The organism is Bifidobacterium psychraerophilum, assembly GCF_000741705.1.
Taxonomy (GTDB): domain Bacteria; phylum Actinomycetota; class Actinomycetes; order Actinomycetales; family Bifidobacteriaceae; genus Bombiscardovia; species Bombiscardovia psychraerophila.
The window spans coordinates 215,687-228,073 of the sequence record NZ_JGZI01000010.1; the positions used below are offsets into that span (position 1 = coordinate 215,687).

A 12,387-nucleotide genomic window follows, 5' to 3' on the forward strand; every position below is an offset into this window, starting at 1 on the left:
GTAGAGGCATGGCTATTGAGGCACAGGGGCTGGAAATTCGTATTGGAGCCCGAGTGCTGCTCTCCCCTACCGATTTTCACGTCGCCAAAGGCGACCGCATCGGTCTGGTGGGTCGAAACGGAGCAGGGAAAACCACGCTGACGCGCGTCATCACCGGCGATATGCTGCCATCTGACGGCAAGGTGCGCGTCTCCGGGAAGCTCGGGTATCTGCCGCAGTCAACCCATGTGGCGGATCCTCACCAGACCGCGAGCGACCGCGTCATGAGCGCGAGGGATATCTCGTCCATCATCACCAGGATTCGCAAATCCGAACAGGATATGATGAACCCCGATCCCGATGTGATGGAAAAGGCGATGGCCCGCTATGACAAGGCCCAGCAGGACTTCGAGAACGCAGGCGGTTATGCCGCGCAATCAGAGGCCATAAAAATGGGTGAGAGCCTCGGGCTCGATCAGGATGTGCTCAACCGGGAATTGGGTACGCTTTCCGGAGGGCAGCGTCGACGTGTCGAGCTGGCCAGAATCCTTTTCTCGGACGCGGACACGCTGATTCTCGATGAGCCCACCAACCACCTTGACGCCGATTCCATCGAATGGCTCAAGCATTACCTCAAGCGCTTCGAGGGCGGTTTCCTGGTCATCTCCCACTCCACGGAGCTTCTGGATGAGACCGTGAACAAGGTCTGGCATCTCGATGCCCAACGCGGTTCGATCGATATGTACGCGCTGGGGTGGAAAGCATACCTTCGTCAGCGGGTGGTCGATGAGGAACGCCGCAGGCGTGAACGCGAGGTCGCCGAGAAGAAGGCCGACCGTCTGATGAAGCAGGGTATTCGTCTGCACGCCAAAGCCACCAAGGCCGTGGCCGCCCAGAATATGATGCGCCGCGCGGAGCGACTGTTGGAGAACACGGAAGACGCCCAGCGCGCCGAGAAGGTTGCGGATCTCAGGTTCCCGGAACCGGCACCGTGCGGACGCACGCCGATTATGGCCAAGGACATCTCCAAGGCCTTCGGATCGAATATCGTATTCGCGGGCATCAATCTGGCGATCGACAAAGGGTCGCGCGTTGTGATCCTCGGATACAACGGCGCGGGAAAAACCACCACGCTGCGTTTGCTGGCCGGTATCGACAAACCCGACACCGGTGAGGTCGAATTCGGCCACGGTGCGAAAATCGGCTATTTCGCGCAGGAGCACGACACCCTGGATAACCAGGTGAGTGTGTTGGAGAATCTGCAGCAGGTGGCACCTGATCTTGACAATACGCAGGCGCGTTCGATCCTCGGATCCTTCCTCTTCTCCGGCGATGATGCGATGAAGCCGACCTCGGTGCTGTCCGGCGGTGAGAAGACCAGGCTCGCATTGGCCACTCTGGTGACCAGTCGCGCCAACGTGCTGCTGCTTGATGAGCCCACCAACAACCTTGATCCCGCCAGTCGTGATGAGATCCTCAAGGCCATATCGAAGTATGAGGGGGCGATCGTCCTGGTCACCCACGACGAGGGTGCGGTGCTTGCGTTGAACCCCGAGCGCGTGCTGCTGATGCCGGACGGTGACGAGGATCTTTGGAACGACGGCTATCTGGAGCTCGTCGCCGAAGAGTAACGGACGGCGATGCCGCCAGGTGCGCGCATCGCCTCTTCCGAACGCGGAACAGATGCCCTCAGGGTACAGTGGAGCAATAGGGCCATTGTTTCCGCAAAGGAAGGGGATCCCGCCATGGTGTCCTTGCTGTTTGACGATGATGCGCAGGCTTTGGAGGCCTTTCTCACCGAAGCCTTTTCGGAGCGATCCATTCGCGATCTTGAAGATCCGCTGCTGCACGAGGGCGTGCCGCTGATGCGTCAGGCCGCCTCCGCGGTCATACGCACCGCAGCTCTGATGATCGCGCATGCGGTCGGTCCGCTATCCGAGAGCCGCGTCGTGGTGCTGGCGGGAGCCGGCAACAACGGTGCGGATGGCACATTCGCGGCCGCCGGACTCGCCTCAGCCGGTGCCCACACAACCCTCGTCGCCGTGGGGAAGACCCTTGATGATGAAGCACTCGTCGAACTCTCGAACAGCAATGCCTATATCGTGGCGCTGGACGAGCAGGCGCGCATACCCGGCGTCACCGCCCCCAGAAATGCGGAGGAGCGCTCGGCGCATATGGATGAGGCGATGGTCGAACTCGGCAAGGCCGATCTGATCATCGATGCCATGACGGGCATCGGACTCAAGGGGGCCCTGAGAGGCATTCCCGCCGAGATAGCGGGTCTTATCGGCGAAACGGAGGGGCTGCCGGATCGTATCGCCTTCCCCCACGGCTCCCATATCGACGATTCCCGCATGGTTCTTGCCGTCGACACCCCTTCGGGGGTCGGTGTGGATGACGGCTCCCTACCGGGTCCGTATATTCCGGCGGATGTCACCGTCTCCTTCGGCGCCTTGAAACCCTGCGCCCTGCTGCCTCCCTCCTCCTATGCCTGCGGTCAGTTGGTGCTGGTGGATTTCGATTTCGAAACCGAGCGATCCGCGCCCGTCGCGGAGGTGATGACCGCACGCAAAAGCGCGCAATCCATACGTCTGCCCAGAGTCAACGATTCCAAATACACCCGCTCGGTCCTCGGCCTGGTCACGGGCTCGCAGCGATACCCGGGGGCCGGTATGCTCTCGACGCTTGCCGGGGCCCGCTCCAATGTCGGAATGGTCAGGTACATCGGCCCCCCGCAGCTTCGTGACCGCATACTGCAGATATTGCCCGAAGCCGTATTCGAGTCAGGCAGGGTTCAGGCCTGGACGCTCGGATCCGGACTTCCCGTCGTCGATCCCGGTCAGGAGGTGGCTTCGGATGACGGACAGGCTTCTCGTATCGGCGAGATACTGAGCTCCTATGATGCGACGGGCTCCTCCCCCGATGCCATCTCGCAGGAGGGTTCTGGGCTGCCCCCGGTCGTGGTGGATACCGGTGCTTTGGATATCATGCCGGAACATGTGACATCCCTTGTGGTCATCACGCCGCATGCGGGTGAGTTGGCGCGCCTGTTGCAGGCCAGAGGCGAGGATGTGGATTCGGCGGCCATCGCCTCGGAACCTCTGCGATGGGCGACGAGGGCTTGGGAACTGACCGGAGCCACCGTGCTGTTGAAGGGTGCCATCACGGTGATTGTCGGCGACGATGGCTCAGGACTCCCCCGCGTGATCACCGTTGGTCGTGCGCCGGCATGGCTGTCGACCGCAGGTGCCGGCGACGTGTTGGCGGGAACGCTGGGCGCCGTGCTCGCGCAGAATGCCGATAATCTGATCGCGCATCCCGATCTGATGCCCGATTATGTGGCCGCGGGCGCCTATGTGCATGCCCTGGCGGCGTCCCTGGCCAGTGAATCGGCACAGTTCGGGTGGTCGCTTCCCGTGCTCTACGACGGTGATGATGTGCAATCCTTCAGTGAGGATCTCACCGGCCGTCTCACATCAGGCAGCGCATCCGATACGCCCTCGTTGGGACATCCGGTAACGGCAAGCGATGTGATAGACGCATTGCCGAAAGCCTTCTCGCTGCTGGCGGGGTTGTACGACGACTCCCCTGAATCGGAGAAGCCGGACAGCGCGGACGACCGTCCCTCGCCCTTTTCATCCGACGGCGATGACGACGACGATGATGTGATCGATGACGGCGGCGTGGATAAGGAAGTATGACCTCCGCAGTGCAGGGCGGCGACAGGACTAGGCTCATATCCACATGAGGTCACAAGGAGATGGCTATGGAACAGCAGCACGGCAAGCTCATCATCATGCGGCATGGTGAAAGCATCTGGACCGATAAGACGGTGAATTGTTTTGCGGGCTGGGTGGATATACCTCTGACCGCCCATGGCGAGCAACAGGCCGCACACGCTGCGTCGCTGCTCGCCGCATCGGGGTTGAAGCCCGATGCGCTCCTCACTTCGGTGTTGAGGAGATCCATTCACACAGCCGACATCGTTCTCGATGCCATCGACAGGCTGTGGATCCCCGTTGAACGCAGCTGGCGTCTCAACGAAAGGCATTACGGCGCTTTCCAAGGTCAGACCAGACCAGCCATGCGCGATCGCTATGGCGAGGAGCTCTTCAACACCTACAGGCGGTCCTTTGATGTGCGCCCTCCCGAGATCGAGGAGGACTCACCCTACTTTCAGGGTCTGGATCCCCGGTATTCGGCGATGTTCTCCGATGGTCTCGATGCCCTCGATCCCGCCGGCATCAGAAGCGAATGTCTCAAAGACGTCTGGATCCGGCTCCGTCCTCTCTGGGACGGCCGCGTGCTCCCGCTGCTCTCTTCGGGCAAAACCGTGCTGATCGTCACGCATGGTTCTGTTGTCAGATCGGTGGTGAAGGAACTGGAGCATGTCAGCGATGCGGATATCCGTTCCATCAACGTCCCGACAGGGGTTCCCATGATGTATGACTTTGCGGTCGGCGGCGATGGCAGGCCCGAGGTGCTGGGCAAGGGCATCTATCTCGACCCTGAAGCGGCGGCACGCGGCATAGCCGACACCAACGCCCTGGGCTCGGCCGAGGCCCCCCGCAGTTGATCGCCGATCGGTCCGGCCGGGTCCGCGTCGGGTTGCTATAAGCAACAGCTGTGTTCATGGCATCTGCTATAGATTTCATGTATGACACTGCTGCAATTGAAGTACATCGTGAAAATCGTCGAATGCGGTTCGATGAACGAGGCTTCGCATGAGTTGTATGTTTCCCAACCAGCACTGAGCTCTTCGGTCAAGGAACTGGAGAATGAGCTCGGCATCGAGATCTTCACCCGGTCATCCCAGGGCATCGCCCTTACCGTTGACGGCGCGGAATTCCTCACCTACGCGAGACAGGTGCTCGACCAATCGGCGCTTCTCGAGGAGCGCTACAAGAACGCCAAACCGCGCAAGCAACTGTGCAGGGTCTCGACCCAGCATTACATGTTCGCGGTCGAAGCCTTCGTCGAGATGATCAGTTCCACCAAATCGGACGAGTACGAATTCACCATCCGTGAGACCCGTACCAGGGACATCATCAATCAGGTGGCCAATATGCAGTCCGAGGTGGGTATCATCTACCTCTCGGATTTCAATAAGGACGTCATCGGCAAACTGCTGCGTGAGAAGCATCTGGAGTTCCATCCGCTTTTCCGGGCGGGCCTCCACGTCTTCCTTTCCAGGAACAATCCATTGGCATCGAAGAAGGTGCTGACCATGAAGGATCTGGAACCCTATCCTTTCATCCAGTACGAGCAGGGCGACGAAGGAAGCTTCTACTTCGCCGAAGAGGCGGTGTGGCCGGAATACTCGCCCAAGCAGATCAATGTGACCGACCGGGCGACGATTCTGAACTTCATCGTCGGACTCAACGGCTATACGGTCTGCACCGGAATCGACAACGAGGATCTCAACACCGAGAAGATCGTCACCGTCCCCCTGGATTCGGATGAGTCGATGCTCCTGGGGTGGATCACGAATGAACGCGCCAAAATCTCGACCGCCGCAGGCCTGTATCTGGAGAAACTCAAGTCGGTCGTCGCGGATCACGGGTATTCGATCATCGATTGAGCGCCCGTGATCGCTGAACGGCGATTCGGATCCTCGTTTTCAGACGGTATGCGACCCGTAGCGTGCCAGATATTCCTCGGCGGCCTGCTGGATGTCCACGGACAGGAGGGCTGAACCGTCACCGTGCTGCATTTCGGCCGCCGCTTGGAAGATCTGCCTGACATTGACGATGCTGCGCACCGGGAAAGAGAATTCCCGTTCTATGGTCTGCACAGCCGAGGCTTCGCTCCCCTTCGACTGCTCCATGCGGTCCACGGCCAGAACCAGGCCGACCACTTCGACATCGGCTTCGGCCTTGAGCTTCGGAATCGATTCCCGAACGGCCGTACCCGCCGTCATCACGTCATCGACCATGATGACTTTCATGCCGTCACGCAAGGGCGTTCCCACGAATGAACCGCCGTCGCCGTGGTCTTTCTTCTCCTTGCGGTCAAAGGTGTAGCCGATCGGCATATGGTGCGCGCTGGTGAGGGCTATCGCGGTGGAGACGGCCAGGGGAATGCCCTTGTATGCCGGGCCGAATACGGTTTCGACATCCTTCGGGAAGGTGCCCTCGCTGATCAGCCCTTCGATGACCGTCGCGTAGAACTCTCCGAGCAAAGCGATCTTGGCCCCGTCGTCAAAGGCCCCGGCATTGATGAAGTACGGCGATTGCCTGCCGGACTTCAACGTGAAATCCCCGAATTTCAGCGCCTCCGACTGCAACAGGAACTGTGTGAAACGATGTTGCAACGATGTCTGATGCTGCCCGTTATCGGCTACCATGCCATCCCCTTCTCAAGTTTCTCGGCAAGTTGTGGTCTGGAATCCAGTAAGGATTCAAGTTCATGGGCGACTCTGAGCGGCGCGACGGGATCGAGCAGCGAAGCCGCCCCCACCTCCACCGCATTGGCTCCGGCATAGAGGAATTCCAGGGCATCCTCGCCCTTGCTGATGCCTCCGATGCCGATAATCGGTATGTTGGGCAGCGCCTGCCGCACTCTCCATACAAAGGACAGTGCGATCGGCAGTATGCAGGGACCTGAGACCCCTCCGGTGTTGTTCGCCAGGATGGGTTTCCCGGTGTTGATGTCCAGACGCATGCCGACCAGGGTATTGATCAGACTCAGGGCATCGGCACCCGCATCCACGCAGGCCTTCGCGATTTCGACGATATCGGTGACATTCGGAGAAAGCTTGACCACCATCGGCTTGTCGCTGATCGACCGCAACCTGCCGATGAGCCGGAACAGTGCCAAAGGGTCGGTCCCGACGGACATGCCGCCATGGGAGACGTTCGGGCAGCTCACGTTGATCTCGAGCATGTCGGCAGGACTGTCCGCAAGGCGCGCGACGACCTGGGCATAGTCGTCGTCGCTGTGACCGGCCACATTGGTCACCACCGTGGCGCCAAGGGCTTTGAGTTTGGGCAGCTCGTCGATCAGGTAATGCTCGACGCCGGGATTCTGCAATCCGACCGCATTCACCGTTCCGCACGGTGTTTCCGCCGTTCTCGGCGTGGGGTTGCCCTCCCAGGGAACCGGGGACACGCCTTTGGTGCTGATCGCGCCCATCGCGCTGACATCGTAGTAGCGTCCGCAGGCGGCCAGATTGAAGGTGCCCGATGCGGTGCCGACGGGATTCTTCCAACGGACCCCGGCCACGACGGTACCGTGCCTCCACCCGGTATGTGGCTCATCGGTGCCTGGTGTCTCCGCCCGCGGTGACCGTCCTTCTTCCCCGCTCGCTTCGCTCCGCATCCCCGTACCGGCAGGATCCGTCTGCAAGGATTCCATCATCGTCATCTCACACCGCCCATCCAAGTTCATCCGCCGTGAAAACCGGACCGTCCATGCATACCTTTTTACGTCCTTCGACGGTGTCCTCGACACAGGCGACGCAACTGCCGAAACCGCATCCCATGCGTGCCTCCAGACTGAGCTGCGAGGGAATCGCATGAGCCGAAGCCCACTGCGCCACAGCCTTCATCATCGGATGCGGACCACATGACAGTATGATCGTCTCCCCGCTCTTGCCTTCACCGCATTCATCACCGTCAAGCCCTCCAAGGTGACGGTTGAGCAGCGTGATGACATTGCCTTCAGACTCGTCGATGCTCCGCACTGCATCGCAGTATCGTGATGCTGTGGAATCCGCATAGCGGATGTCGCGATACCCCAGCAAGGCCAGACTGTCCGCATCGGATCTCGCCATGAGCTGCTGGGCTGCGTACAGCAGAGGCGGTATGCCCAATCCGCCGCCGACAAGCACATAGCGTGCGGATCTGCTCATATCGAATCCCCTGCCCAAAGGACCGAGCACATCGATGCTGTCCCCCGCCCTCAGCCGGGAGAAATCGAGCGTCCCCGAACCGACCACGGCGAAGATCAGCGTGATCGCATCTCCTTCCACGGCACTGACGCCGAAGGGACGTGGCATCATCCGGGTGGGATCATTCGTATAGAGGTTGATGAACTGTCCGGCGGCGGCATGCCGGGCGACATACGCGTCCTCCAGCACCAGATGGGTGATGCCCGGAGCCAATTCCCGTACGGAGAGTATCTTGGCGCTGTGCCTCGGCATCAGGAACGCACCGCCGTCATCGGCATGCACATCATGACTTGCACTGTTCATCGTCTTCCCCTGCCGTCTCTTCGCTCCGACTTCGCCATATTCACGGGTGTCCATCCGCTCATCGTGCATCCAATGCGGCGAGCAAGGTGTCGCGCATGGAGATGGCGGCGGCGCGTGCGCACTGTGAAACAGTGTCGCAGGCCTCCTCGACGCTCATATCCGGACTGTATCCTTCGCTGGTGCGCCATGCGCCGATGATTCCCCTGGATGAGTTGACCAATGCTCCTGATGCATGGTCGTCGAACATAGCGGCCACATCCTGGGCCGAACCGCCCTGGGCCCCATACCCCGGGATCAGGAAGAAGGTATGCGGCATGCGCGCACGCAGACTCCGCCCTGCCTGAGGATGCGTCGCACCGACCACCGCACCGAGACGGGAGTACCCGTGTTCGCCGATGCTCTCACGTCCCCATTCACTCACCAGATCGGCGACGCACTCGTAAACGGCCCGGCCGTCTTCGGTCTTCAGTTCCTGTATCTCACCGCTTGAAGGGTTGGAGGTACGGACCAGCACGAAGAGGTCGGTGTCGCTTGCCTCGGCAGCCTGGGCGAAGGGGGTGATGCCATCCGAACCCAGATAGGGGTTGACGGTGATCGCGTCCTCATGCCAAGGCGAGGACCCCCGACCGCCCGGAACGCCGCTGAGATGCGAGGCATAGGCGCTTGCCGTGGACCCTATATCGCCTCGTTTGATGTCGCCTATCACCGAGAAGCCCATCTCCTGGGCCAACGCGCAGCTACGGATATACGCCCGCACGCCTTCCTGTCCGAGGGCCTCATACATCGCTATCTGAGGTTTCACGGCGGGGACGATTCCCTGCACGCCTTCCATCACGGCACGATTGAAGCGGAGATATGCATCCGCGAGCGATCGTGCACGATCCGCGTCATCGCCGTCATCGACGTGAGCAGGCTGGGTGCCAGCGGTGTTCTGGTCCTTCCCGGGCGTTGGCATCAGCTGTGATGGGATCAGGGCGGGGGTCGGATCCAGTCCGACGACGCTCGGGTTGCCGCTGCGTGCTATCGCTTCGATCAGTTTGTCCAAGGCCTTATGCCGCCTTCCATATGTTCCTGTATCCGCGTATCAGGCGAAATCCCTTTCGGCCATGTTCCATGACCATATTGTTCAATGAGCTTTCACGACGATGACTGATGACGATCACGCGCCTTGCCCATCGTCGATCAGCATCCCCTGCGGTATTCGGGAGAAGGCCAACGATGAGGAGATCACGGTGGCGATCGGACGCCCGGTGACTTTCCATGAGCCGAACGGCGTATTGCGGGCCTTGGAATGGAAGTTCCCGGGATCGATCGTCCACTGTTCGTCGGGTGCGAGAATGCTCATATCGATGGCATCGGCGTCGTCTCGGCCCCTCAGATCGAGCAGACGTAGCTGCTTGCCGAGGGAGGGATCGGACAGCATGGCGGTGATGTCGACGGAGGGAACCCCCATCAATCCCGCCGGCGCCACGGCCATCAGCTCGATCAGCCGCCTGTCGTCTATGAATCCCCCGTCGACGAGCACGCTGTGGCACACGCCATAGGCGCTTTCCAAACCGATGATGCCGTTCGGTGCTTCGCTCAGAGGGAGCTGTTTCTCGGCGATCGTATGTGGAGCATGGTCCGTGGCGATCATATCCACGGTGCCGTCGCACACCGCCTCGATGGTGGCCTGACGGTCCGCCGCGCTTCTCAACGGCGGGTTCATCTTCGCCAAGGTCCCGTGTTCAAGAACATCCTCGTCACACAACGCCAGGTAGTGGGGTGCGGTCTCGCAGGTCACCGGCAATCCTTCACGCTTGGCCCGGCGGATCGCTTCGAATGCCGCAGCCGTGCTGACATGTTGCAGATGGACATGCTGGCCTGTGCGACGGGCAAGCTCGATATCCCGGTCAACGATGGTGAGCTCGGTCGATGAGGGAATTCCTGGTACATTGAGCCGTCGCGATATCTCGCCTTCATTGATGACACCACTTTCGTGGTGTTCGCAATGATCCACGATGGGGATGCCGGCAAGCAGTGCGTGCTCCGCGACCTCGGACAGTATCCCATCGGCGATCGCCGCACCATCGTCGCTGATCGCGATCACCGGGTGCGAATCGGGACCTTCGGCCACGCCGGATGCGCCGGATGCGCCCTGCCCGCGCAGGAAGCGTTTCCACGCCCCGATATCGCTCGCCTGCAGACCCTCGCGTCCCATGGAGGCTGCGACGCACAGACAGTAACGGACCGGCAGGGTCTCCCCGATCACCTCTGCATAATGCTGCAGATAGTCGATGGATGTCTCGAAGCCTGCGTCAGTCACCTCCTGCGCACCCTGATCGCCCGGCTTGACCGCGGCTCCGTCGAGTGCGGGAAGCGTATTCGGCATGATCAGGACATTGGTGTATCCGCCGCTTGCCGCCGCCGCACAACCCGAAAGCATGCTTTCCTTCTGCGTCTGCCCGGGATCGCGGAAATGCACATGCGGATCGCAGAGTCCCGGGGCCAGGGTCAGGCCCGAGCAATCCACATGGATGTCCTCACCGGCATCAAGCGCATGCATCCATGCCTTGCCCAGAGCGCCGCTCTCATCAAGGCATGGCGCCGATCCGGTGGGTGCCGTCCGGTGCGGTCCAAGCGCGAGATCGATACGCTCACCTGTGTCCCAGACCGTGAGTCCATGGAGGAATATGGATGGTGATGCGCCCATATCAGAGTTTCGCTTCCTCGTCGCAGTAATCGCAGCGGTATTCATGCCGTTCACTGTGCGCGAGGTGGAAACGCTGGCTGATGCCCGGTTCCGTTGTGGTGACACAGCGGGGGTTCACACAGGTGATCACGTTCACCAGATGGTCGGGAAGATTGGGCTGGTGTTTGGCCACGATCCTACCGCCTCTGACGATGTCCACGGTCGCCTGCCTGGCCACGAATCCGAGCACATCCAGATCCACATCCTGCTCGTCCTCGATTTTGATGATGTCCTTGCAGCCGTAACGATTGCTGTCCGCGTTCATGATCAGTGCAAGCTTCGCGGTCGCCGGATCGATATGCAGATACTGCAGCACGGTGAGCGCCGTGCCCGCCGGTACGTGATCGATGATGATGCCGTTGGTGATGCTGGTAACTTCCATCAGGCCGCAACCTCCTTATTCGACCAATCCTCATATCCTGGCAGTGTGTCACCGACCAGGGTGCTTTCCAAAGCCATACGCATCAACATCCCGTTGCGCACCTGTTCGAAGTATGCGGCGCGGGGGTCGGCGTCCACATCGACGGCGATCTCGTTGACACGGGGCAGGGGGTGCAGCACCGCCATGCTCGGCTTGGAGAGCTTCAGCTTCTCCGCATCGAGGATGTAGGTGTCGCGAAGGCGCAGGTAATCGTCTTCGTTGAAGAAACGCTCCTTCTGCACCCTGGTCATGTAGAGCACATCGAGGTCCGCGATCACCGAGACCAGGTCCTTGACCTCCTCGTACGAGCAGCTTGGCGTTTCATCGATGCGGTCCAGAACGTACTGCGGGGTTTTCAGTTCATCCGGGCTGACCAGGACGAAGTGCACATTGCCGAAGCGGCACAGTGTCTCGATCAATGAGTGCACGGTACGGCCGAAGGTCAGATCACCGCATAATCCGACGGTGAGGTCGGTGATGCGCCCGAAGCGGGATTTGAGCGTCGCCAGGTCGGCCAGGGTCTGGGTCGGATGCATGTGACCGCCATCGCCGGCATTGATCACGGGGACGGATGCCGCCTGCGATGCCACAAGCGCGGCGCCTTCCTTCGGATGCCTGATCGCAACGGCGTCGACATAGTTGGAGACGGTTTTCAGGGTGTCGCCTATGGATTCGCCCTTCGAGACGCTGGAGAGCTGGGCGCCTGCGAAACCGATGACATTTCCCCCCAAACGGAGCATGGCGGTTTCGAAGCTGAGACGGGTGCGGGTGCTTGGCTCGTAGAAGAGCGTGGCCAGAATCCTGCCATCGCAGGTGTGGGCGACTTCCTTGCGATGCGTGTCGATATAGCTTGCTTTGAGCAGCAGATCCTGAATCTGGGCTGTTGTCAGATCGTCAAGCGTGACCACGCTGCGACCGCTTAATGATTGATCGGTGGATGCTGCCGGGGATGTCCCATTCTCAACGGGCTCCGAGAAGCGTTCGTGTTGTTGCTGTTCGGACAAAGGCTCACCTTTCGCTTGTGTCAAGGTGGCCACCTTCATGTGACCTAGTTGAATTTAC

General features: G+C 60.5%; 11 protein-coding genes. 4 read left to right on the top strand and 7 right to left on the bottom strand.

The window, feature by feature from the left end; translation table 11 throughout:
- The first annotated feature begins 8 nt into the window (after window positions 1–8).
- From BPSY_RS08140 to BPSY_RS08155, 4 genes are all read left to right on the top strand, one after another.
- Window positions 9–1,610: an ABC-F family ATP-binding cassette domain-containing protein gene (locus BPSY_RS08140; RefSeq protein WP_033496341.1), complete on the top strand. Its 1,602-nt coding sequence runs from the start codon at window positions 9–11 to the stop codon at window positions 1,608–1,610.
- 114 nt (window positions 1,611–1,724) lie between these two features.
- The gene (locus BPSY_RS08145) at window positions 1,725–3,680 is read left to right on the top strand and encodes a bifunctional ADP-dependent NAD(P)H-hydrate dehydratase/NAD(P)H-hydrate epimerase (RefSeq protein WP_051921855.1); all 1,956 of its coding nucleotides are present in this window, start codon (window positions 1,725–1,727) and stop codon (window positions 3,678–3,680) included.
- A gap of 65 nt (window positions 3,681–3,745) precedes the next feature.
- On the top strand, window positions 3,746–4,555 hold the full coding sequence (locus BPSY_RS08150) for a 2,3-bisphosphoglycerate-dependent phosphoglycerate mutase (protein WP_051921856.1): 810 nt from the start codon (window positions 3,746–3,748) through the stop codon (window positions 4,553–4,555).
- 81 nt (window positions 4,556–4,636) lie between these two features.
- Window positions 4,637–5,560: a LysR family transcriptional regulator gene (locus BPSY_RS08155; protein WP_033496338.1), complete on the top strand. Its 924-nt coding sequence runs from the start codon at window positions 4,637–4,639 to the stop codon at window positions 5,558–5,560.
- Between the two features lie 39 nt (window positions 5,561–5,599).
- Here the strand turns inward: BPSY_RS08155 and pyrE are convergent, their stop codons facing one another.
- The 7 genes from pyrE to pyrB form a co-directional block, all read right to left on the bottom strand.
- A complete protein-coding gene (gene pyrE, locus BPSY_RS08160) occupies window positions 5,600–6,325 on the bottom strand; it encodes an orotate phosphoribosyltransferase (RefSeq protein ID WP_033496336.1) in 726 nt (241 codons plus the stop codon).
- The gene (locus BPSY_RS08165) at window positions 6,319–7,299 is read right to left on the bottom strand and encodes a dihydroorotate dehydrogenase (RefSeq protein ID WP_051921945.1); all 981 of its coding nucleotides are present in this window, start codon (window positions 7,297–7,299) and stop codon (window positions 6,319–6,321) included. The genes pyrE and BPSY_RS08165 overlap by 7 nt, the downstream gene beginning before the upstream one ends.
- Window positions 7,300–7,345: 46 nt before the next feature.
- Entirely contained in the window at window positions 7,346–8,173 is an 828-nt protein-coding gene (locus BPSY_RS08170; protein ID WP_033496502.1) for a dihydroorotate dehydrogenase electron transfer subunit, read from the bottom strand.
- Window positions 8,174–8,231: 58 nt separating this feature from the next.
- Window positions 8,232–9,218, bottom strand: a complete 987-nt coding sequence (gene pyrF / locus BPSY_RS08175) for an orotidine-5'-phosphate decarboxylase (protein WP_033496334.1) — start codon at window positions 9,216–9,218, stop codon at window positions 8,232–8,234.
- A 114-nt stretch (window positions 9,219–9,332) separates the two neighbouring features.
- Window positions 9,333–10,865 (bottom strand): dihydroorotase, encoded by a 1,533-nt coding sequence (locus BPSY_RS08180; RefSeq protein ID WP_033496332.1) that lies wholly within the window; start codon window positions 10,863–10,865, stop codon window positions 9,333–9,335.
- Window position 10,866: 1 nt separating this feature from the next.
- Window positions 10,867–11,286 (bottom strand): aspartate carbamoyltransferase regulatory subunit, encoded by a 420-nt coding sequence (locus BPSY_RS08185; RefSeq protein WP_033496330.1) that lies wholly within the window; start codon window positions 11,284–11,286, stop codon window positions 10,867–10,869.
- Window positions 11,286–12,233, bottom strand: coding sequence for an aspartate carbamoyltransferase (pyrB, locus tag BPSY_RS08190; protein ID WP_033496500.1), 948 nt, complete (start codon window positions 12,231–12,233; stop codon window positions 11,286–11,288). The genes BPSY_RS08185 and pyrB overlap by 1 nt, the downstream gene beginning before the upstream one ends.
- Window positions 12,234–12,387: the final 154 nt, after the last annotated feature.